The 24,786-nt window shown below is 33.3% G+C and carries 12 protein-coding genes; 4 read left to right on the top strand and 8 right to left on the bottom strand.

The features are described 5' to 3' along the window. Positions 1-164: 164 nt before the first annotated feature. On the bottom strand, positions 165-821 hold the full coding sequence (gene msrA / locus D6200_RS02605; RefSeq protein ID WP_073183529.1) for a peptide-methionine (S)-S-oxide reductase MsrA: 657 nt from the start codon (positions 819-821) through the stop codon (positions 165-167). Positions 822-965: 144 nt separating this feature from the next. Here msrA and dnaX point away from each other — a divergent pair, with 144 nt between their 5' ends. Then, positions 966-2,669, top strand: coding sequence for a DNA polymerase III subunit gamma/tau (dnaX, locus tag D6200_RS02600; protein ID WP_073183531.1), 1,704 nt, complete (start codon positions 966-968; stop codon positions 2,667-2,669). Here dnaX and D6200_RS02595 read toward each other — a convergent pair. The 3 genes from D6200_RS02595 to D6200_RS02585 form a co-directional block, all read right to left on the bottom strand. After that, entirely contained in the window at positions 2,658-4,481 is a 1,824-nt protein-coding gene (locus tag D6200_RS02595) for a cation:proton antiporter (RefSeq protein ID WP_047790574.1), read from the bottom strand. The genes dnaX and D6200_RS02595 overlap by 12 nt on opposite strands. 58 nt (positions 4,482-4,539) lie before the next feature. Continuing rightward, on the bottom strand, positions 4,540-6,894 hold the full coding sequence (gene pbpC, locus D6200_RS02590; RefSeq protein WP_073183533.1) for a penicillin-binding protein 1C: 2,355 nt from the start codon (positions 6,892-6,894) through the stop codon (positions 4,540-4,542). A gap of 113 nt (positions 6,895-7,007) precedes the next feature. Further along, positions 7,008-12,503 (bottom strand): alpha-2-macroglobulin family protein, encoded by a 5,496-nt coding sequence (locus D6200_RS02585; protein ID WP_073183836.1) that lies wholly within the window; start codon positions 12,501-12,503, stop codon positions 7,008-7,010. Between the two features lie 258 nt (positions 12,504-12,761). Between D6200_RS02585 and miaE the strand changes: the two genes are divergently transcribed. From miaE to D6200_RS02570, 3 genes are all read left to right on the top strand, one after another. After that, positions 12,762-13,343: a tRNA-(ms[2]io[6]A)-hydroxylase gene (gene miaE / locus D6200_RS02580; RefSeq protein ID WP_073183535.1), complete on the top strand. Its 582-nt coding sequence runs from the start codon at positions 12,762-12,764 to the stop codon at positions 13,341-13,343. After that, on the top strand, positions 13,343-13,780 hold the full coding sequence (locus D6200_RS02575) for a DUF4268 domain-containing protein (RefSeq protein WP_047790571.1): 438 nt from the start codon (positions 13,343-13,345) through the stop codon (positions 13,778-13,780). Before miaE ends, D6200_RS02575 begins: the two co-directional genes overlap by 1 nt. Positions 13,781-13,883: 103 nt before the next feature. Further along, complete coding sequence (locus D6200_RS02570) at positions 13,884-14,375, top strand: CAP domain-containing protein (protein WP_047790570.1); 492 nt, start codon at positions 13,884-13,886, stop codon at positions 14,373-14,375. A gap of 52 nt (positions 14,376-14,427) precedes the next feature. Here D6200_RS02570 and D6200_RS02565 read toward each other — a convergent pair whose 3' ends face one another. The 4 genes from D6200_RS02565 to D6200_RS02550 are packed head-to-tail and all read right to left on the bottom strand — an operon-like array spanning position 14,428 to position 24,784. Beyond that, the gene (locus tag D6200_RS02565) at positions 14,428-16,317 is read right to left on the bottom strand and encodes an OmpA family protein (protein ID WP_073183538.1); all 1,890 of its coding nucleotides are present in this window, start codon (positions 16,315-16,317) and stop codon (positions 14,428-14,430) included. Positions 16,318-16,328: 11 nt separating this feature from the next. After that, positions 16,329-17,270 carry a PorP/SprF family type IX secretion system membrane protein gene (locus D6200_RS02560; RefSeq protein ID WP_073183540.1) on the bottom strand — a complete coding sequence of 314 codons (942 nt, stop codon included), beginning with the start codon at positions 17,268-17,270 and terminating at the stop codon, positions 16,329-16,331. Positions 17,271-17,280: 10 nt separating this feature from the next. Next, on the bottom strand, positions 17,281-24,264 hold the full coding sequence (locus D6200_RS02555; RefSeq protein ID WP_073183542.1) for an HYR-like domain-containing protein: 6,984 nt from the start codon (positions 24,262-24,264) through the stop codon (positions 17,281-17,283). Positions 24,265-24,307: 43 nt separating this feature from the next. Next, on the bottom strand, positions 24,308-24,784 hold the full coding sequence (locus D6200_RS02550) for a hypothetical protein (RefSeq protein WP_073183544.1): 477 nt from the start codon (positions 24,782-24,784) through the stop codon (positions 24,308-24,310). Between the last annotated feature and the right edge of the window lie 2 nt (positions 24,785-24,786).

Below are 24,786 nucleotides of genomic sequence, written 5' to 3'. Positions count from 1 at the left end.
CTACTACCTCTTCTATATGTTCTACACAACCAGTTACATTCACCAGAAAATTTACTCCTAAAAGTATTTTTATAGAAATAACCTTTACTCTATAAAAAATAACTCCCCAGTAACGCTGTTGCTGGGGAGCTTTTATATAAACAAACTTTAACTTAATAAAGTTTTTAATGCTTTTCCTTTTTAAGCAATTCCGGAAACTTGCGTTTAAACCGGTTTAATCGAGGAATTGAAACTTTTTGCACATAAGGGTTTTCTGGGTGCAAACGCTCATAGTTTTGATGATACTCTTCCGCAGGGTAAAACTTCTCCATCTTTTTAACCTCCGTAACTATTTTCCCATGATACACATCTTTATTCAATTTTTTAATAGTATTTTCTATGAACTGCTTTTCTTCTTGTGTTTTATAGAAAGCTATTGAACGATACTGTGAACCATAATCAGGATGTTGCCCGTTTATAGTGGTTGGATCGTGTGAACCAAAAAACACCGTTACTAATGTTTGAAAACTAACTTTTTTCGGATTATAATATACAGCTACAGATTCAGCATGTCCTGTTCTACCTGTTCCTATTGTTTTATAGGTTGGATTTTTAGTATGTCCTCCTGCATATCCTGATACAGCTTCTTCTACTCCATTTACACTTTCAAAAATTGCTTCTACACACCAAAAACAACCACTTGCAAAGTAAGCTACTTGTGTTTCTGAGCTTGTTTCTACTGACACCTCTTTTAGTTTTTCTTCTTTTTTTTGTGAAAAACTTAATAACGTTACCGCTAAAACAACAACAGTAAATACTGTTACTCCCTTAAATATCTTCATATAATTCCTATTATTTATATGTTAGTTGGTCGTACAAAGAATACAATTTTTACAATTGTTTACAACTTTAATATTTCCTTAAGAATTTTGTTTGCGTGTTGCCACTGTGTTTTCTATTTTTGTTCAAGTAAACAGTATATTTTAATGGAACATTTTATAGTATCGGCACGTAAATATCGTCCTCAAAATTTTGAAGATGTAGTAGGGCAACAAGCTATTACCAATACGTTAGAAAATGCTATACAAAACAACCATTTAGCTCAAGCTTTATTGTTTACAGGACCTCGTGGAGTTGGTAAAACATCGTGTGCTCGTATCTTGGCTAAACGTATTAACCAAGAAGATGCAACTACTGATGATGAAGATTTTGCTTTTAATATTTTTGAATTAGATGCGGCTTCTAACAACTCGGTTGATGATATTCGTAATTTAACAGATCAAGTTCGTATTCCGCCTCAAACAGGAAAGTACAAGGTTTATATTATTGATGAGGTTCACATGCTTTCTCAAGCCGCTTTTAATGCTTTTTTAAAAACGTTAGAAGAACCGCCTGCACATGCTATTTTTATTTTAGCAACTACTGAAAAACATAAAATTATACCAACGATATTATCTCGTTGTCAAATTTTTGATTTTAAACGCATTGGTGTTTTAGATGCTAAAGAGTATTTAAAAACGATTTGTGCTAAAGAAAACATTACTGCTGAAGATGATGCATTACATGTAATTGCTCAAAAAGCTGACGGTGCAATGCGTGACGCCCTTTCTATTTTTGATAGAGTTGTAAGCTTCTCTGGAAACAATTTAACTCGCGAAGCTGTTACTAAAAACTTAAATGTGTTAGACTACGATGTGTATTTTAACATTACCGATTTATTACTTCAGAATAAAATTCCAGAAGTCTTAATGGCATTTAACGATGTATTGGGAAAAGGTTTTGAGGGACATCATTTTATAAACGGTTTGGCTTCTCACTTTAGAGATTTGTTAGTTGCAAAAGACCAAGCTACCATAGCTTTATTAGAGGTTGGTGATAATACTAAGAAAAAATATTTAGAGCAAGCTTCTAAAGCCAGTATGCAATTTTTACTCCCTGCTATAGACAAGGCTAATGATTGCGACTTGAAATATCGAGGAAGTAAAAACCAACGCTTATTGGTAGAACTTACTTTAATGCAAATTGCCTCTATCACTTTTGATGGAGCAAAAAAAAAATCTAGCAACTACATAATTCCTGCTACTTTTTTTACCGCTTTATCTCCTTCTGTCAAAAAAACTGAGGTAAAGCCTATTGTTACAAAAACTCCTAAAAAAATGGAACCAGTACAAGTAACTAGTACTGAAACAAAAGAAAAAACTCCCACTAAACCAGTTTTAAAGAACATTAAACGACGTACTTCTGCTTTATCTTTAAAAAGCTTACAGCAAAAGAAAGAAGTAAAAAGTACTATTGATACAGAGGAAAACTTCGATAATCATCCAAGAACTCCTTTTACTCAAGATGAGTTAAAAGATGCTTGGAAAAAATATTATTTCCAATTACAAGGTTTTGGAGAACGAAGTATCGCTGCTATTTTAGCTTCTGGTGAGCCCAAGTTACAAGAAGATTTTACTATTGTTTTTTCGTTGCCTAATGACTTAATGAAGTCTCAACTTGAAAAAGGAAAACCTAAGTTATTACGTTTTTTACGAGAAAAATTAAATAACTATGGTATCCAAATTAATGTTATTGTAAATGAAACTGTAGAAAAAAAGTTTGCCTATACTCCTCAAGAGAAGTACGACAAACTAAAAGAAAAAAATCCATTAATTGAAAAATTAAAGAGTACTTTTGGCTTAGATGTTTAAATTCTTACCTACGTAAACTAACTTCCAATCTTCTATTTTCTTTACTTTTTTCTCAAATTCTGAGATTAATAGAATTTCATTCTTTTGACTCTTAACGAAAATTGGAATCGATTTTTGATCTCTATTAATTTCTTCAATTTTCTTCTTATAATCATCAATAGAATTAACTACTGTTTCGTGAATTTCAGGGAATTCTCTTACAGCTTCCATTAAATTAATATAATCATCTTCTATTGTAAATAAATGATCTTCGTCTTCGTAATCTTTTGTAATAACTTCCTGAGAAGTTGCTAAACGATAAGCTCCTTGCTCTCCAAAAATAGAGGAGAAATTAGAAATTACAAATTTGTTAATTGAATCACTTCCTGTCATTGCTATTAAATATCCTACATCATTAAGTTCAATATTGTCTGTAAGTTGATCATCATAAATATTTACTTCAATTGATTCTAATCCTTCTTCTTTGGCCTTTTCAACATTTTCAATATTAGAATCAATCAACACCACTCTTCTTTGGTTTTGTTTTAAATACTTAGCAATCATTCTAGCTAAATCTGAAGCTCCAACAATCATTATTGCATTTGAACGTTTTAAAAATACACCAACTAATTTAGCAAATAACCTTGCTGTAGTAGCGTTTAACAAAACAGTTCCTAACACCACCATAAATACTAAAGGTGTAATATATTCTGCTCCTTCAATTCCTTGCTTTAACAGCTTGCTTCCAAATAACGAAGCAATACCTGCTGCAACAATACCTCTTGGCCCTACCCAACTAATAAATAGTTTTTCGTTAGTTTTTAAATTAGATTTTGAGGTACTTAAAAATACTGCTAACGGACGTATCACAAACACAATTAAAGCAAATAGAAGCAATGTTTTCCACTCATATAATAGTGTTAGCTCTTTATAATCAATATTTGCTGATAATAAAATAAATAGAATAGAGATTAACAAGACACTTAATGATTCTTTAAAGTACAGTATCTCTTTTAAGTTCTTTAATTTACTATTACCAAGTACCATTCCCATAACCACAACAGCTAATAATCCTGATTCATGAGCAAATAATTCAGATTCTACAAATACTAATAAAACAGTGGATAAGGAAACTACATTTAATAAATAATGTGGCACCCATTTTTTATTAATTACAAAGATTAAAGCATGGGCAAAAGTGAAACCGAAAGTGGTTCCAAAAAGGATAATTTTTAAGAATTCTAATAAGGCTGTTCCAGTAAATCCAGCACCTCCACCTACACTTATAAATTCAAAAACAAGTACAGCTACTAATGCTCCAATAGGGTCTATTAGTATTCCTTCCCATTTTAAAACTGCTGAGACATCTTTTTTAAGCGGTATGTTTCTAAGAATTGGTGTTATTACTGTAGGTCCAGTAACAATTATTAATCCAGAAAATAAGAATGACAACTCCCAACTTAATCCAAATACATAATGAGCAATTATAGCTCCTCCAAAAAAAGTAACTGCAGATCCTAATGTGATTAATTTGGTGATAACAGGACCTATATTTTTTATTTCTCCGCGTCGTAAGGTCAAACCTCCTTCAAAAAGAATAATACTAATTGATAATGACACAAAATAGTACAGTCCTTCTCCGGGGAATAACCCTTTTTCACCATCCCAAATAGGTTCTATCCATTTACTTCCATCATCATTAAAAAATTCTGCTGCAATAGGTCCAACAAGCAATCCTATTAAAATTAAAGGTAAAATTGCTGGAATTTTAAACCTCCAAGCTACCCATTGAGCTAAAATTCCAAGTATAATTATCCCTGCTAGTTCTAACATATTTTATATTTAAAAAAACTAAAAATACAGCTTTTAATTAAACCGTATTTATATTTATTTAATTTTTTAGTTCAATAATCCTTTTCAGCTCATTCCCAAAATCATCTATAACTGTTATTGTATGAACTCCTTTTTTTGGCATAACAGCTTGTTCATGATACTGTTCTGTTATTCCAATAAATTGTTTATTTAAATACCAATATACTTTTGCCTCTGCATTGGCGTGTGTGAGCTTTAAAATTATAGGATTTAACTTATTATTCTCTCCTCGTGTTAACGATATTTTTGATGTGAGCTTAGCAGGAAAAACAAAATCCATTGTATTACTTTCCAACTGGTTACAATCTGATCTATATTTTGGAAGTGATCTGTAATCTGCGTTATTCTGCTGATAATAATAAGCCATTAGTGGTGGTAATACAAACCATGGTTTTGTTATCATGTTAGAAATTGATTCGCAATTTGAGTTCACTCTATATTTTTCAGATATATCTACCGTTATTTCTTGGTGATACGGGCATGACTTGGCTTTCATAGCACTTTTTTGAACTCTTTTGGTTATTACTAAAGGACAAATTGTCTTAGCTAAGAACCCGCTTTTCTCACAAATAGCAGCTTCTATTAAATCTTCATAGGGTTCTAAAAACCAGTTAGATTTCGGTAACACATCAAAAACATTAAACATTAATGGAGCTGCACTTCCAACTCCTGTTAAGTCTGGACGTCCTTCTCCATCAGAATTTCCTATCCACACCCCTACTACATATTTTGGGGTAACTCCAACTGCCCAAGCATCTTTATTTCCAAAACTTGTCCCTGTTTTCCATGCTATTTTTTGAGACGAATCATAATACTTCCAAGCTTGATCTGTATAAGGTCTATTTACCTCTATTAAAGTGTTTAGTGTTAAAAATGTAGCTCCAGCATCTAAAGTTATATAGTCTTCTTGAACTTTACCAAAATCTGGAGTTCTTTCTGACAAAAAACTAGGTTCTATGAACTCATTTTGGTAATACTTATGTTTTAGTTCTTCATAGTGATTTACAATTCCTGCGTATCCTGCAAAGGTTTTACATAAATCCCATAAACTAGCTTCTGCTCCTCCTAAAATCAAGGAGAGTCCATAATAATCTGCTGATTTATTAATATCGCTAATGTGATATGCTTTTAAATCTTCTCTAAATTTTTCCAATCCGTATCGCTGTAACATGCGTACTGAAGGAATGTTCAGTGAACGTGTTAATGCTTCGTTCGCAGGAACTGCTCCATCAAAAGTTAAATTAAAATTTTTAGGAGAATAACCTGCTATTTCTGTTGGTACATCTGCGACTAATTGACTAGGTAGTAAATCTCCCGATTGTAGCATTTGCGCATATAAAAAAGGCTTTAAAGTACTTCCTGTACTTCTTGGAGCGATGATATTGTTCACATCTTTTTGATGTGCTTTATCGGTTGGAGAATTCCCTACATAAGACAGTACTTTTCTTGTTTTAACATCTAACACCAATACTGCCATATTGTAGACTTCATTTTGTTTTTGACGGAAATAATGCTGCTTTACTAAATTATTTACTTGCCTTTGCAAATGAATATCAATAGAACTTTTTACACGTTGTCCTCTATACTGTTTAGTTACTTCTTGTACAAAATGTGGTGCTACTGTAGGTAACGGATATGGTTTTTGTGGTAACTCTTCTTCAATTGCTAAATCATATGTTATTTGATCTATTATTCCTTCTTCATGTAATTTTTGTAATAACCTATTTCTTTTATTTTTTAGCTTTTGTTGATTTTTTCCCGGATAAATCAATGAAGGAGCATTGGGTAATACAGCTAGAGTTGCTGTTTCTGCCCATGACAATTGATGTGGTTTTAAACCAAAATAACGCCACGATGCCATTTCTAACCCAACAACATTTCCTCCATAAGGAGCATGAGATGCATAGAGGTTTAGAATTTCTTTTTTTGAGTGACGAAATTCTAATCGAGTGGCTAGTATTAATTCTTGTAGCTTTTCAAAATATGAGCGTTCTTTATTCTTTCTTGATAAGCGAATTACTTGCTGTGTCAATGTGCTTCCTCCTCGTACAACTCTTTTCGCTTTGATGTTTTCTACCATTGCTTTTCCTATTGAAATAGGATTAAACCCGAAATGCTTATAGAAGTAAGCATCTTCAAATTGTAAAATACAATATTCAAATTTTCTAGGCACAGAGTCTAACTCAGGAAATCTCCACTGACCATCGCTGGCTATTACAGCTCCTAATAATTTGTTGTTTTTTGCAGTAACAACTGTTGATGTAGGTATCTCAAATAATTTTTTTGGTAAACAGAAATAATAAACAATCACCACGAACGCTGTGATGATTGTTTTGATTTTATTTTGTTGTATCCATTTGAAAATTGTTTGCATAAATTATTTTATGTGTCAAATTTCTCCTAAAAAATATCCCTCGTACCCTCTTTTAAAATTTAACAAATAACAAACAATCACTACAAAAACCGTAATGATTGTTTAGAAACTATTTACTTAATTACCTTAATCCACTGTCCTTTAGTACGAGCTATATAATCGTTGTCATACATTGCTTCTACTTGTACTCCTGGTAAATAATATTCACCTAAATACGAAGCATTCACTAATACTCTAAATGTTTTGGTTTCGTACTTCTTCAAGGTAAAGTAGTTACTGATACTTGCATCTCGTATATCGGTATAATCTACTTTTGAAGATGTTGTATTGTTTCCAAAATCAGTAAAACGTGTATTTACAATTTCCCATCCTGAAGGAATGTATTGCGTTAATGCTACATTTTCAATGGTTTCACTTGTTGGATTTTTCACTGTAACTTCTGCTACAAAATTGGTTCCTTGTGACAAGTTATCTGGAGTAATACGAGCTCCATCTTTTGTTTTGTATGTAATAGTGGTTTCTAAATTCTTTTGGAATACTTTTTCTTCACCTACTGGTAAAATTCCTTTGTTTAGTATACGTACATATAAAACTCCGTTGTTTTTGTTAGTTATTTTTAATGAATTTTCTTTTTGAATAGCTATTAAATCTTTTGCTAACAGCGATTTTGAAGTACTTGCTTCTCCTGACGCCTTATTTAAAATATAACTTGTATTAATTCCGTCACTACCGCCATTTTTTAGAGCATATTGGCTCATTGCCAACAAACTATAGGCCGTAGTTTGTGTGCTCATCCAACGCTCGCTTGATAGATTTTCAGCAATTTCTTTTGCTAACTTTATTGATTTAGTTTCGTCATCCAACAACATATAGGTTTCTAAAGACATTGCTTTGTTTCTAGTTTCAGAACCATAGTTTGAATAATATCGTTTTGTATAGGTATAACCGGTTATTCCTTTTAAAATAGATTTTGCTATAGCCTTTTTACCTATTAAAGCATACGCGCTTGCTAATCTCATTTTTGCTTCATCTGAAACTCCCATTGATTCGCGTAAACGGTTCATTGATGCTAAATCAGGACTATTTGCTAAACTTAACGTGTATAACCTATATGCTTGTGATAAAGAATTATTGTAATAACGTGAGTTATTTCTCCAATTACGTGCTTGTTGCTTTTGATATCCTATCCATTTTGATTTGAAACCAATAGGTAGCACATATCCTTTCTTCTCGGCCGCTATCATAAAATGACCTGCATAAGACGTTCCCCAACTATCTGCGGTACTATTTCCTTGCCAGTATGACAATCCTCCATTAGATAATTGGAAATCTGATAAACGTTGAATTGCTGCTTTTATATTTCTTTCTGTTGAAGCTATCTTCTCTTTTGATAATTCAAATAATTCTGGTAAAAACAACTGTGGAAAAGCACCTGAAGTTGTTTGTTCTACACATCCATGCGGATAACGAATTAAGTATCCCAAACGCTTGGTAAAGTTCATTGGTGGTAAGGTTGATAATTCTAACGTAGCTCCGTTCGTTCCTTTGGTACCAAAACTTGTAAAGTTAATCTCCCCTACTTCATTAGATTTCAATACGACATCTTTTACTTCAGTAGTTACTGGATTTGGGTTTAACACATCTATTTCTACTTCGTAAGATGCTTTTTCTCTTCCTGAACTTGCGTCTATTTTTACTTTACCAATTCCTTTAAAATCATTTACTTTTAAGGTGAAATACGCCATTTTTTCATCTGGCTGACTAAATGAAACGGTTTGTGTTTTATCTCCTACAATAGTATATGCTTCGTTTGGTTGTACTGTAACTTTTACATTTTTAATGTTTGGTTTCATTGCAAAAACAGTAACTGGTAAGGTAACAGTTTCTTGTGGTGTTATTTTACGAGGCAATGATGCTAAAATCATTACTGGTTTTCGTACAAAAGCTGTTTTTTCATCGCTACCGTACGCATCTTTTTTAGTATCAGTAGCCACCACCATAGCTCGAACAGATCCTACATATTTAGGTATTTTTATTTTATGTTCCTTACTGTCTCCTTTTTCTAAATCGAAAGGGCCTAAATACGTAACCATTGGTTTGAATCGATTCGCTTTTCGGTTTTTACTTCCTGCCTCTGCTTCATCTCCTCCAATACTTAATATTTGATTTACTTTTCCACCGTAAGCACCAATAACGTCATCAAAAATATCCCAAGTTTTTACACCAAGAGATTGGCGTGCATAGAACACTCCCCATGGATTTGGTGTTTTAAAACGTGTTAAATCTAACAAGCCTTCATCCACTAACGCAATGGTATAGGTCATTGGTCTACCTTTTTCTTCTTTTACTTGAATAGTAGCCGTAGACTCTGGTCTTAACTCGTCCGCTAACTGGATTTTTGGTTCTAATTTCGTTGCAGGATTGTGTACCAACATTGGTATTGAACCGTACATACGAATTGGTAAATCGTTTACTGTTTGACTATGTTTTTGTAACAATGAAATATTTACAAATACATTTGGTGTATAACTCGCTTTTACTGGGAAACTAAACGATGTTTGTTGTGCTTGTGTTGGTACCCAGAAATGATCTAATACTTCTGTTCCGTTTTCTATGGTAATAAACGCTTTTCCTCCTTCTGAAGACGGAAACTTCACAGTTGCTTTTTCATCTACTTCATACGATTCTTTATCGGTTGTAAATATTAACATCGTAGCGTTACTTTTATCTTGATTTCCTTTCTTTTTAGCATACCAAGAAGGCCAATCAAAATAAACCACATTTGAGGTAACATGCTTACTTTTTGAGTCTTTTACTTTTATTAAATAACGTCCCCAATCATTTTCGTCAACCTTTAATGTAAAGGTTCCTTTACCGCTTGCATTTGTTGTTACTTTTAATTTCTTATAAGGTTCATGATAACGTGTACCATCATAACTAGACAATCCATTATCAGAAGTACTCCACCACCAACGCCATGATAATTTATATACATTTACTTCTAAAGTATTTGCTATTCCTACTCCTTCTTCATTTACTGAAGCTACATTAAATGTATAGTTTTCATCTGTAAATAAATAGTTTTTAGATTGTGGTTCTTCAGCATCTTGTAATCCAGCATACGAAGTATACGGTGACACTTTGTTAGAGAACACATCTGTACTAAAGTCACCTCCATTTTCATACACTTTTGTAATAAAACTCGCTCTTAACATTCCTGGAGCTTTACTATCTAATTTAGGTTTTACCGAGAACTTAGTAGTTCCTTCATTACTTAAACTTCCTTTTAGCACTTTAAACTCTTCTGTTCCAAATCGACGAGTTACATCATCAAAATTATAGTTTTTGAATTTTGAAAACTCCGTATTGGTTTGTGAGAATTTCCCGTTGATATCTAACTTTAATCCTCTTGCTATTGCTCCATGTAACCATTTTACTTCTACATTTCCTGTAATAGTTGAATTTGCTTTGATGAACTCTGCATCTGTAGCTAGTTTTATCTTTAATCGATTCGGTTTTATGGTTTCAATCTTTAATGTTTTATTGAAAACAGCTCCGCCAACACTTACACGTAACTTCCAATTACCAGTAATAGCTTCTAGGTTTGTTATAGGAGCGTATGTGTATACATTGTTTGATTTTTTTGGAAGTACTTTTCTATCGATTATTTTTCCTTGCGGATTTATTAATTCAAATTTTATTGGGTGTTCCTCTGGAATTGGATTCGCATTATCGTTTAAAACAAAAGTTAAAAACAATTGATCTCCTGGTCTCCAAACTCCTCGTTCTCCATAAATATACCCTTTGATTCCTTCTTGTAATTTCACTCCAGAAACATCAAACTTACTCATTGAAAGTGCATCACCGTCTTTCAACTTCACATAAGTTGTATTGTTGTTTTTAGTAACTACTGCAAAAAAGGCATTAGTAACATCAGAAAAAGAAACTACTCCTTCTTTATTAGTTGTTTCTGAAGCTACTTCTTGCTTTTGTAAATTATATAAAGTTACTTTTGCTCCTTCTATAGCATCTGTGGTAAGTATATCTGTTACTGCTACTAACGTTTTATTATTATTTCCTTTTTTAATTATAACTCCAATATTGGTAGCTAAAATATTTGTACTAATATCTTTGTTATAATAGTATGACGTTGTGCAAGGATCCTCTCTATCTCTCCAATTATAATCGTAGTAATAATCGTCATAGTAATTAGGGTTGTCATAGCTTTTGGTATCTATCTCCTTTTTTCCGAAAACGATGGTTTTCGTTGAAACACCTTCTGCACATTTATAATTTGAATAGTCTTTATTAAATGAAAACTCGACTCTATACATCGCTCCGTTTTCCACTTTTATTATTTCTGCTAAATCAATAGCAAAAGCATTTTCTTTACTTAGATCTAATCCTTGATTACCAAGGTTTACTGTGTATTTAGCTACAGGACGCCCTACATAACGTAAATTTCCTTGATTACTTAAACTATTATTTTGTAAAAATTGCAATACATTTTCCTTATATACTTTGTAAATTGTAGCATCAACCGCTTTTAAGTTAACTGCACTAAAATTTATTTTTAGGTTATTAGAGTTTGGAAGTATTGATCCACTCTTTATAAACTTTACCGCAGGCTTTAATTCTTCAAAATAAACCGTTTTAATTGTGTTTTCTTTTAAAGTATAACCATCCACACTCTTAATTCCTTTGAAAATCTCTAAATCAACTTTTTGTGTAAATGATGATTTTGGATATACTGTTACTTTGTTACTATTTATCTTGTATGTAAAAGCTCTTTTTTGAGTATTTAAAAACTGAATAAGTCCTTTTAAATTTTGTGATTTTTGTAATGGGTCTGAGAAGCTTATTTCAATATGTTGTTTATCTATATCAATAACTTCAACATTTAATATCTTAAAGTTGTTTTTTCCTGTTATGGTAACTTCTCTACTTCCTTTGGACTCTGACTGAATTGGTGTTCCAGTCCACTCTACCTTTAATTGTTTGTCTTCCTCATAGCGCTCTATACTGTCTATCTTAAAGTAAACTTTAGAACTTACTTTACCTACAGTACTAAACTTTATAGCTTTTTCTTTCCCATTATATGTAGCTCTAATTAAAGATGGAATTTTTTCCGTTTCTATAATATCACTAGCAATTAACTCTCCTTCTACTGCATATAGTTTTTTATTATGAACACTTGGAGCTTGTAAAGAAACGTTGAATAATAATTCTTTAGTTTTCACTTTAACAGTAAAGTTCTCTAAATCTTCCTCTATATCTTCATATAATTTAGATAAATGAAGTGTTATTAAATACTCTTGATTGCTTTTTAGTTTTTCAGCTGGAACAAAAACTAACTCATTATCATTTAAAACTACTTCTCCTTTTATAGCTGGTTTTGTAGTAATAACTTCAGTGGCATCAAAGTTTGTCGTGACTTTATTTTTTAATACAAATTTTAAGTTAGGGTTTACCGATATTAGCTTATCTGGAAAACCACTAATATATTCACCAAATTCATTTACATTACTTTCTGTAGTAACTGTTTTTTTACACGAATTAGCTGTAATCATTAAAAAGACTAATGCTAAAGCGCCAATAATTTTTCCCATTTTTTTTTGTAACTGTAATTTCATTTCCTTAGAAGTTTTCTGTCTTTCTCTATTTTATCTAAAACTACTGAAAAATATTTTTAAAATATTACCCTATTTAGAATTTGTAGCAATCTATTTAGTATTCGTAATTCGGATCAATATTTTTTAAAGCAATTTTCTTAAGAGATTTTTTCAGCAACAAATTTACCATTTTTAGAGTATTTATAATACAATTAGCACTTATATTTTTTACTTTTACAACCTCAATTACACATTATGCTTGGATTACAATTTGACACAGAAACTTCATGGGTTGAAGTTGCTAAAAACGGATTAGAACAACTATTAACAGATCATGCTTTTGCTGAACAAAAAGCTGCTTCAAATGCTGTGTCAATTATTATCAATTACTCTGAAGAAACTGAACTTGTTAAAGATATGAGTGATATTGCTATTGAAGAAATGGAACATTTTAGGATGGTACATAACATAATGATAGAGCGAGATATGGTTTTAGGACAGGCTACTAAAAACGATTATGCTTTAAAATTGCAAAAATTTTTCCCTCATACAGGTAATAGAACAGAAGCGCTAATTCACAGACTTTTAGTTGCTGCTCTAATAGAAGCACGTAGCTGTGAACGTTTTAAGGTTTTTGCTGATAATATGGAAGATGAACAATTATCTAAATTTTATTTGGATTTAATGGTTTCTGAAGCAAATCATTATACCTTATTTTTAGGGTATGCTCGTAAGTATATGGATCGTGAAATCGTTGATAAAAAATGGGAAGATTTATTGGCTTTCGAAGCCGAAATGATGCGAGAAAGAGGTAAAACTGCAAAAGTTCACGGATAGTGTTTAGTAAAGAAGAATCTGCCCGATTGCGTAAAGAATTTTGGACTAGTTTTGGAAAATCTTTTCCAAGAAAATGGTTGTTATACAATACCAAAATAAAGGGATTTGCTTTTAAATTTCAAGCGGATAGAAAAAACGCTTCAGTTTGTTTAGATTTCGAACATCCAGAAGATGTAGCCAATGAATTACTTTACGATCAACTTCTTTCTTTGAAGAAAATATTGGAAACAGAATATTTACCTGAAGTTATATTTGATGATAATTTTGAGTTAAACAATCACAAAATTATTCGTAGAATTTATATCCCTTTTGATAAAAAATTTAGTATTCACAATAAAGATACTTGGAGAGATTGTTATGAGTTTTTTGTAGAGACTATGACACAGTTTGAACTGTTTTTTTATGAATATGAAGACTTTATAAAACAGGCTATCTAATCATACAAAAATACGTTTAAGCATAAAAAGAAACTTGTTTTAAATTGTATTTTGTACTATTTTTGGACTTTTAAAATAATTTAACCCCTAACCCCTATTAAAAATGAATAACTTCCCCTTTAAGTTATTGGTACTATGTTGTGCCTTAGTTTTCTTTTCTTGTTCTTCAAATGAAAATGAATTAATTGACTCTCCTTCTGATTCTACCGTTAGCATAGAAGAAAAATCAATAGAAAATGAAATTCTTGATCTTATTAATGATTATAGATTAAGCAAAGGCTTATCTACTTTAAAAAAACTTGAAGCTATAAAATCTCAAACATATAATCATACTATGTATATGATAAAGAAAAAAGAGCTTTCTCACGATTTTTTTCATGATCGTAAAGATTATTTAGTTGAAAACACAAATGCTATTAAGGTTGCTGAAAATGTAGCTTATGGATATTCTACTGCTGAATCTGTTGTTAATGGATGGATTAAAAGCGAGGGACATCGAAAAAATATTGAAGGTGATTTTACCCATTTTGAAGTGACTGCCGAAAAAAACACTGGTGGTACATGGTACTATACCAATATTTTTGTAAAAAAATAACAACAATACTTGATAAGACCTCTATTTTTAAAATAAATAGAGGTCTTAGATATTATTTTTTATAATCATTAACAATTATAAATTTTGAGCGTCTGTTTTCTTGATGCTCTTCATCTGAACAAGGTACACCATTAGAACATTTGTTCACCAACTGCTTTTCTCCATAACCAATAGCACTTTCTATCCTGTTGGTAGCTATACCTCTTGAAAAAATATAATCTCTGGTAGATTTAGCTCTTCTATCTGATAAAATCTCATTGTATTTATCACTACCCCTACTATCTGTATGAGCTTCAATTTTAATAATCATTTTTGGATGATTCTTCATTACTCGTACAATATGCTCTAGTTCATAAGCTGCATCTGGTCGTATATTCCATTTATCAAAATCGAAAAATATAGGATCTATTACTATTTCGTTTCCTATAATTAATGGTGTTAAATATAAATCACGCTCTATTTCTATACCTCTTACATCTGTCGTTTCAATATTATTAATGAAGTCATCTTTATAATCTAGTTTTGTTCCTCTTAAAGAAAATTTCTTCTCACATTCAACTTCAAAAACGTAAGTGGCATCTTCTTGAGTTACGAACCTTTTTACAACTTTTCCTTTAAAGTCTATAAGCTCTACTAAAGTGTTAGGTAAAATTTCTTTTGTTCTTTTATCAAAAGTTCTCCCTTTAATATATTGTTTACACTTTAAGGTTTTAAACTTATATAAATCATCCTGTCCTTTTCCTCCTGGTCGGTTAGAAGAAAAGTACCCTGTTTTTGCATCTTCATTATAAAAGAAAGCAAAATCATCATATCCACTATTAAATGGAGCTCCTATATTTATAACTTCTGACGAGTTATTTTTTAGTAAATCAGATTTAAAAATATCTAATAATCCTAAATTTGCATAACCATCCGAAGAGAAATATAAGGTATAATCTTTAGCTACAAAAGGAAACATTTCTCTTCCTTTTGTATTTATTTTATCTCCTAAGTTTATTGGTGCTCCATACTCTCCATTAGCTAAAATAGCTACTTTATAAATATCCGTTAACCCATAACTATCTGGTCTATCAGATACAAAATATAATGTTTTATCATCCGGACTCAATGCTGGATGTCCACTAGAATACATTTTATCATTAAACGGTAACTCTTCAATATTATCCCATTGCCCATTAACCAACGTAGCTTTGAATATTTTTAAATGTGATGTACCTTTTTTACTATACTCTAGTTTTTTCTTTTCGTTTAAATTATTTCTTGTAAAATATAACGTTTTCCCGTCTTTAGTTATTGCTACACTCGATTCATGAAAACCCGTATTAATTTTAGAAGATACAATAGGAATAACACTTGCTATACTATCTTCATCTTTTTTATTTTTAATAATTTTGGCTTGATATAAGTCTAAATACGGTTGGTTATTCCATTCATAAATTTCACCATCTTTTTTTCTTGTCGAAGCAAAATATAGTTTTTGTCCATGTACATACGTTCCAAACTCTGAGTTTTTAGTATTAATTTCTAAGTTTGCTACTACTACAGAGTCTTTATTAAGTGTTTTTAATTTATTATAGTCAACATTTTTTACTTTTAACGCTTTGTCAGATATCTTTTGAAGCCATTTATCTGCTTTGTCATACTCTCCTATACTTCTAAGTGACTGTACATACTTATATATAGCGTCATCAGTTAAGTTTTCTTTTCTATTTGAAGCAACTCCATACCAATAAGCAGCTTGTTTAGAGTTTGAGTTATTATAATAACAATCTGCCAACCTTGTTATCATATCCACCCCATCATCTCCTTCGTTTATGGCTTTTTTATAAAACTCAGCTGCTTTTACATACGCATATTCTTTATAAAATTTATTTGCTATTTTTCTTTGAGAAAATACAAAGCTTGATAAAAAAAGTAGTATCAGTGTAATTTTTGTCTTCATAACTATCCTTCTTAAAAATATCTAGGAGATTTCGTTCTATATGACTTAGGAAATAACTCAAACATTAATAATATTTCATGTGTACCATTTGAGTATTGATTAATGTCTGATAATGGATGCTCGTACGCGTAACCTATTCGGAACTGACGAGATACTTGAATATCTACTAAAGCCCCTAAAGCTCCTGTGTTTTCATTGATTCTATAAGAACCTCCTAACCAAAATTTTTCATTGAATAAGAAGTTTGCTGTTATGTCATATGATACTGGTGCTCCATTCGTTGCTTTAATTAACGTCGCTGGCTTAAACTTTACATTATCACTCAAATCAAAAACATATCCTCCTGTTAAATAATAACTTACTCTGTCTATAATTCCGTAATTAATTCCATTAACAACCAAATCATTATGATCTATATTTAATAATCTTGGAGCTGAAAACCCCACATACCATTTATTTGTATGTAATAATAAACCGCTCCCAAAATTAGGTTCCCATCTATTTTGAACCCCTGAAATTCCTGGGTCTGATCCTTCAGAGGCTATTAAAGCATCATCTATATTGTATTGAGTAAATCCTGCTTTAAGTCCAAAAGCTAATTTTATATCCTCATTAAGCTGAATCGTATATGAGAAATCTCCATATAAATAGGTGAAATTTTCATAGCCTAATTGATCATTTATAAATGATAATCCTAATCCTATTTTATCATTTCTAAGTGGAGTGTGAATAGATAGGGTTTGTGTTTCTGGTGCTCTATCTAATCCTGCCCACTGACTTCTATGCAGTCCAACAATACTCAGTACTTCTCTACTTCCTGCATATGCAGGGTTGATAGAAATTGTATTATACATATATTGAGTAAACTGTGGTAACTGTTGTGATTGAACTGTTAAAACTGTTGCAAAAAACAGTACAATAGTTGCTTTTAATAGCTTGTAATTTTGGTTCATAGCTATAATATTATTTAGTTCCTAAGTAAATTGCTCCTGTAAATGGTTTTAACCCACTATTTTCTAATATTACAATGTAGTAATATGTACCAGCCGGTAATCTTTCTGCTGATCCAAACGTTGCTCCATCTGAAGTTCCGTTCCAATTATTTGCATAATTTTTAGATTCAAAAACTCTAGCCCCCCAACGGTTAAATATTTTTACATTGGCTATAAATCCACAGGATTCAGCTCCTGTAACTTCGAAAAACTCATTCCATGAATCTCCATTAGGAGTTACTGCTTTTGAAATTACCACATCTTCTTGCCCACATGGTAATACTAAACAGTCATCGTTTATATTAATCGTAACTTCTGTTACTGTTAAACAACTACTATTTGATGATGTATATGTAAACACATAATCTCCTAAATTTACTCCTGACGGATCAAAACTTCCATCATTAGATATTGTAACGCTTCCTTGAGTCACTTCCCAAGTTCCGTTTTCACTTTGATTTGCCAAATAATCATTTAAGTTAATTTCGCCATCGTCAATACACCTTGAATCCACTATTTCTGTTACAGATGTTTTTACAGTTACTGTAATATACTGTATAAAGTCTGCTACATTTCCACAGTCATCTGTAACTGTCCATGTTCTTGTAATTGTATAATCGCTATCACTTCCATCAAACGTACTTGTTTCCTCAAAGTTAGTTTGTGTTACATTTGAAGAACAATTGTCTGTAAATTCTAAAGTTGGAACATCAGGAACAGTATCACATTCTACTATAATGTCTTCTAATGTTGATACCAATTGTGGTACTTCATTATCTTCAATAGTTATTACTTGAGTATGAGAAGCTTCATTACCCGCACAATCTTCTACTGCCCATGTTCTTGTAACTGTATACTCTGATGCACATATATTGTCTTGTCCTGAAAATTCTTCTGAGTAATTCACAGTTACAGAAGCATCACAATTATCGGTTGCTGTTAAAATTACTGCAGTTGGAATTGTATCACAACTTACTGTTACATCTGCTGGTAATTCCTCTACAAATTCGGGTGCTTGTGTATCTTCAACAGTTACTACTTGAGTATGCGAAGTTTCATTACCCGCACAATCTTCTACTGTCCATGTTCTTGTAACTGTATATTCTGATGCACATGCATCATCTTGTCCTGAAAATTCTTCTGAGTAATTCACAGTTACAGAAGCATCACAATTATCGGTTGCTGTTAAAATTACTGCAGTTGGAATTGTATCACAACTTACTATTGCATCTGCTGGTAATTCCTCTACAAACTCTGGAGCCGTAGTATCTTCAACTGTTACTACTTGAGTGTGTGATGTACTATTACCTGCACAATCTTGAACTGCCCAAGTTCTTGTAATCGTATATTCTGATGCACATATATCGTCTTGTCCTGAAAATTCTTCTGAGTAATTCACAGTTACAGAAGCATCACAATTATCGGTTGCTGTTAAGGTTTCCATTACTGGAATGTTATCACAACTTACAGCGATTTCTGCCGCTGGTAAAGTCTCTACAAATTCTGGTGCTACTGTGTCTTTTACTGTGATTACTTGGATATGTGTTGTTGTGTTTCCTGAACAATCTGATACGGTCCATTTTCTTGTAATCAAATATTCTGATCCACAGGCATCATCATCGCCACTGGTTACTTCGCTTGGAATTACTGTTACAGAAGCATCACAGTTATCGGTTGCTGTTAAGGTTTCCATCACTGGAATATTATCACAACTTACAGTGATTTCTGCTGCTGGTAAAGTCTCTACAAATTCTGGTGCTACTGTGTCTTCTATAATGAACTTAGCAGGAGTTGTATTAATAGTATTTCCACAGGCATCTTTTGCAGTAAAGATTACCTCTACTTCTCCTGTAAAACTACAGGTGTATGTTAAATCTGTATAATTATTACTCCATGTTACAATACTACAGTCATCTGTCGCTGTTGCTCCTCCATTGCTAGTTAACCAAGCATTTAACTCTGTTGTATTTCCTGATCCATCACACTCTACTGTTTTATCGGATGGCTGCTGAGTTATTGTTGGTGGTGTTTCATCTTTAATTAAGTATCCTGCTGTTGTAGTGCTAAAGTTACCACAAGCATCTGTAGCTGTAAATATTACTGTGATATAACTTCCATCACATTTTACAGAGGTATCATTCCCATAATTATTGGTCCATGTTACAGTACTACAGTTATCGGTTGCTGTAGCTCCTGCATTACTATTCAACCAATCTTGTAACGTAGTTTCTGTATCTCCTACTCCACATTCTATGTCTATATTATTTTTGTTTGTTTCGTCTATAATTGGTGCAGTATTGTCTTTAACTGTTATTGTTTGAACTTTTTCAGTTGTATTCCCGCAGTTATCAGTAAGACTCCATGTACGAGTAACTATTACTTCTCCTTCACAGGTTCCTGCCGATTCTACATCACTATAACTAGCATCTAAAGTTGTATCACAATTATCAGATTCATTGGTAACATCGCCAGTGATTCCAATACTAGCATCATAAGTACAATTATCATCTTTATAAATTGTAATATCTACTGGTACTGTAAAATCTGGGGTAGTAGTATCAGTTACCGTAATGGTTTGCGTATGACTTACCGTGCTACCACAGTTATCGGTTGATTCCCATTGACGTACAATTTCTCCACAGCCGTCTACTACTGTATTGCTTACTTCAGTAAAGATTACATCTACTACACTATCACAATTATCGGTTGCAGTGATGGTTGGTACTGCTGGTATAGCTTCACAGTCGACACTTACATCGGCTGGTGTTGCTGATAATACGGGTGCTGTAGTATCGGTTACTGTAATGGTTTGTGTATGACTTACCGTGTTGCCACAGTTGTCGGTTGATTCCCATTGGCGTACAATCTCTCCACAGCCGTCTACTACGGTATTGCTTACTTCAGTAAAGACTACATCTACTACGCTATCGCAATTATCGGTTGCTGTGATGGTTGGTACTGATGGGATGGCTTCACAGTCGACACTTACATCAGCTGGTTCTGCTGATAATACAGGCGCAGTGGTATCGGTTACTGTAATGGTTTGGGTATGACTTACCGTGTTACCACAGTTGTCGGTTGATTCCCATTGGCGTACAATCTCTCCACAGCCGTCTACTACAGTATTGCTTACTTCAGTAAAGACTACATCTACTACGCTATCGCAATTATCGGTTGCTGTGATGGTTGGTACTGATGGGATGGCTTCACAGTCGACACTTACATCAGCTGGTTCTGCTGATAATACAGGCGCAGTGGTATCGGTTACTGTAATGGTTTGGGTATGACTTACCGTGTTACCACAGTTGTCGGTTGATTCCCATTGGCGTACAATCTCTCCACAACCGTCTACTACTGTATTGCTTACTTCAGTGAATACTACATCTACTACGCTATCACAATTATCGGTTGCTGTGATGGTTGGTACTGCTGGGATGGCTTCACAGTCGACACTTACATCGGCTGGTGTTGCTGATAATACGGGTGAAGTGGTATCGGTTACTGTGATGCTTTGGATATGACTTACGGTGTTACCACAGTTGTCGGTTGATTCCCATTGGCGTACAATCTCTCCACAACCGTCTACTACTGTATTGCTTACTTCAGTGAATACTACATCTACTACGCTATCACAATTATCGGTTGCTGTGATGGTTGGTACTGCTGGGATGGCTTCACAGTCGACACTTACATCAGCTGGTGTTGCTGATAATACGGGCGCAGTGGTATCGGTTACTGTAATGGTTTGGGTATGGCTTACCGTGTTACCACAGTTATCGGTTGATTCCCATTGGCGTACAATTTCTCCACAACCGTCTACTACTGTATTGCTTACTTCAGTGAATACTACATCTACTACGCTATCACAATTATCGGTTGCTGTGATGGTTGGTACTGCTGGGATGGCTTCACAGTCGACACTTACATCAGCTGGTGTTGCTGATAATACGGGCGCAGTGGTATCGGTTACTGTAATGGTTTGGGTATGGCTTACCGTGTTACCACAGTTATCGGTTGATTCCCATTGGCGTACAATTTCTCCACAACCGTCTACTACCGTATTGCTTACTTCAGTGAATACTACGTCAACTACGCTATCACAGTTATCGGTTGCTGTGATGGTTGGTACTGATGGGATAGCTTCACAGTCGACACTTACATCGGCTGGTGTTGCTGATAATACGGGTTCAGTGGTATCGGTTACTGTAATGGTTTGGGTATGACTTACGGTGTTACCACAGTTGTCGGTTGATTCCCATTGACGTACAATCTCTCCACAGCCGTCTACTACTGTATTGTTTACTTCGGTAAAGACTACGTCTACTACGCTATCGCAATTATCGGTTGCTGTGATGGTTGGTACTGATGGGATGGCTTCACAGTCGACACTTACATCGGCTGGTGTTGCTGATAATACGGGTGCAGTGGTATCGGTTACTGTAATGGTTTGGGTATGACTTACGGTGTTGCCACAGTTATCGGTTGATTCCCATTGACGTACAATTTCTCCACAGCCGTCTACTACCGTATTGCTTACTTCAGTGAATACTACGTCAACTACGCTATCACAGTTATCGGTTGCTGTGATGGTTGGTACTGATGGGATGGCTTCACAGTCGACACTTACATCGGCTGGTGTTGCTGATAATACGGGTGCTGTAGTATCGGTTACCGTGATGGTTTGTGTATGACTTACCGTGTTGCCACAATTGTCGGTTGATTCCCATTGACGTACGATTTCTCCACAGCCGTCTACTACTGTATTGCTTACTTCGGTAAAGATTACATCTACTACACTATCACAATTATCGGTTGCGGTAATGGTTGGTACTGCTGGTATAGCTTCACAATCGACACTTACATCGGCTGGTGTTGCTGATAATACGGGTGCTGAAGTATCAGTTACCGTAATGGTTTGGGTATGACTTACGGTGTTACCACAGTTGTCGGTTGATTCCCATTGACGTACAATCTCTCCACAACCGTCTACTACTGTATTGCTTACTTCGGTAAAGACTACGTCTACTACGCTATCGCAATTATCGGTTGCTGTGATGGTTGGTACTGATGGGATGGCTTCACAGTCGACACTTACATCGGCTGGTGTTGCTGATAAAACGGGTGCTGAAGTATCAGTTACCGTAATGGTTTGGGTAAATTGTCCACTTGTTCTTCCACAACTATCTGTAAATGTCCAAATATTAGTATATGTTCCTATAACAGGACAGTTAGTTGTTGAAGCCTCAAAACTTCCAGGTATTTTGGTTATTGTTAAATCACAACTTGCTTCTGGGGTAAGTAATTGCGCCGTAGCTAGGGCAGCACTATCTTCACAAGACACTGTTCTATCTAATGAATCGACTGTAGTTGTCCAATTAGCCTCGTCAGGTTGGTTAATACTTATCTCATTAGGTAAATTATCTCCTATACCACAAGAATCAACTGATTTAGAACTTAAAGTTGTTTGTGTACTATTATTTTCTTCTCCTGCATAAGTTGCTATTAATTGCATTTGAAATTTATCGGAACACATTTCTTCTAGAAAATAACACTGTTCTTTTACTTTCACCTGAAAACTTAAACTATATGGTGTACCTCCAACATCTGTAATTCCATCAATAGCATCAAAGGTTAATAATCTAGTTGTTGTATTATAGCTATAAGTAACCCCAAAAGGTAACCCTATTATTGGTTCTATTAAATCTACTTCTTGAGGTATTGTTGTTTCTATTGTTAAGTCTTTTACATTGTCATTACCATTGTTTTCTATATTGACTGAAAAACTAACAGTGTCTTCTACACTACTAGTATTTGTTGAGCTTGATAATATTAATGGCGCTAAATCTGGTTTCCAAACATCTACAGACAATCCTATTAAAAAGAGTCCGTATGTTTCTTGGTTTGATGTTAATCTTATTGTCGCAGAAGTTTGATTGTTAGCTATTATACTATTTCCTGGATTACTAAGAGCAAATACATCTGCATCAAATCCTAAAGTATTAGTACTAGCTGGATTTCTATCTATAAAGTTACTTCCATTTTTAGCTATTCTACTATTAAAAAAATTACTTGAACTCCTTAAACTATATGATAAATCTACCCAATTGTTACTAGTATTTTTTATTTGCAACCTGTCTCCTGATAAATCTCTATCTCCTTCTAAGGCACCTATTACTACATCTACATCTACATCTCCTGTTGGTACTGTTTGAAAACCACTAAATCCAATTTCAAAATTATTAACACTACTTGTAACATGTGCGTAACCATCAAAAAGCGATATATTTTTTGCTGGTAAAGTAGGGCTTTCATATACAAATACTATTTGCCAACCTCCAGAAGTTCCTGTATTTCCTCCACCATGTGAAGTCAAACTTCCTTCCTTTGCCCTAACATTAGCTACTTGATAAGTTCCATAGGGTGTTGCCAAAGCTTTTACTTCACTTGTGATATCCTTAAAACAAATGTATGGATCATTAACAAAGTGACCTATCTCGTCTCTTCCTCTATAAATAACATCATCAGCAGTTATAGTTGTATAACCTAAACTTCCTGGTAATTGCAATTTTACTTTATTATAATCCCAATTGGGTTCATCTGAAGAATTGTCTTCCTCTTTATCAGCTGCTGCCCAGTATAAATATGCTTTCTTTATACTTAAACAACTAACTGTTGGCTCTGGGTTAGATAAGTTTGCGCTACTTGAATTGAATGTACTTGCATCACTATCTATATCAACAAAAACGTTATTACTAAAGTCATGGTTTCCGTCGCTTCCTATATAGCTCGTTGTTTTATTTCTTGATAAAACATTATTTGCTATTAATGTTACATTTCCTTTAACTGCTTCTGAAAATCTAGGTTGGAATCCTTTTTTTATTTGGGCTTCTAATTTTCCGCCAGCAACGAGAAAAACCACTATAAAAAATAAAGTAAAACTAGTAATTTTTTTCATGTCCTCTAAGTTTTTCTAATAACAACAATCTTATGCTAATCGTCTAATTGTCATTACTCTGATTTGGTATATATGTTTTTATATTAATCTTGCTAGAGGGAGCTTTTTTCTGTAATGACACTTGCTCTTGAAGGTCATTTACCAGGAGTTCTATACAATTCCAACTTCCTAATTTGATATTGTATGGTTTAGTTATTTTTAAATAAAGTATTTTACTTCTTTTAGATAGTACTTTTAATGCTTTTATAAGAGGTTTCTTTTTTTCATCTAATAATGAATACTCTAATATCGTTTCTATTTTTTCTTGATTTTTGCACGGTACATTGTTTATGGAAAAACGATATTCTTTTTCTACTATGCTATTATTGCTAATCTTTAGTTTATGCACATGCACTCTTTCATAATCTGGTTTATCACTATAGGAAACTACCGATAACTCTGTTAAATTTTGTGAACAAAGACTTAAACCGCTACCTAAAAAGAATAAATACAGTAGTTTTTGAATAATATTTTTTCTCATAT

The organism is Tenacibaculum mesophilum, assembly GCF_003867075.1.
In the GTDB taxonomy this organism is placed as follows: Bacteria; Bacteroidota; Bacteroidia; order Flavobacteriales; family Flavobacteriaceae; genus Polaribacter; species Polaribacter mesophilus.
Note: the sequence above shows the minus strand (reverse complement) of the source record. Positions and strands in the feature narration are given on the sequence as shown.

Excerpts from the sequence above, each read along its gene's own strand:
- msrA (WP_073183529.1), bottom strand. The coding sequence starts at position 821 with ATGAAGATATTTAAGGGAGTAACAGTATTTACTGTTGTTGTTTTAGCG.
- dnaX (WP_073183531.1), top strand. The coding sequence starts at position 966 with ATGGAACATTTTATAGTATCGGCACGTAAATATCGTCCTCAAAATTTT.
- D6200_RS02595 (WP_047790574.1), bottom strand. The coding sequence starts at position 4,481 with ATGTTAGAACTAGCAGGGATAATTATACTTGGAATTTTAGCTCAATGG.
- pbpC (WP_073183533.1), bottom strand. The coding sequence starts at position 6,894 with ATGCAAACAATTTTCAAATGGATACAACAAAATAAAATCAAAACAATC.
- D6200_RS02585 (WP_073183836.1), bottom strand. The coding sequence starts at position 12,503 with ATGGGAAAAATTATTGGCGCTTTAGCATTAGTCTTTTTAATGATTACA.
- miaE (WP_073183535.1), top strand. The coding sequence starts at position 12,762 with ATGCTTGGATTACAATTTGACACAGAAACTTCATGGGTTGAAGTTGCT.
- D6200_RS02570 (WP_047790570.1), top strand. The coding sequence starts at position 13,884 with ATGAATAACTTCCCCTTTAAGTTATTGGTACTATGTTGTGCCTTAGTT.
- D6200_RS02565 (WP_073183538.1), bottom strand. The coding sequence starts at position 16,317 with ATGAAGACAAAAATTACACTGATACTACTTTTTTTATCAAGCTTTGTA.
- D6200_RS02560 (WP_073183540.1), bottom strand. The coding sequence starts at position 17,270 with ATGAACCAAAATTACAAGCTATTAAAAGCAACTATTGTACTGTTTTTT.
- D6200_RS02555 (WP_073183542.1), bottom strand. The coding sequence starts at position 24,264 with ATGAAAAAAATTACTAGTTTTACTTTATTTTTTATAGTGGTTTTTCTC.
- D6200_RS02550 (WP_073183544.1), bottom strand. The coding sequence starts at position 24,784 with ATGAGAAAAAATATTATTCAAAAACTACTGTATTTATTCTTTTTAGGT.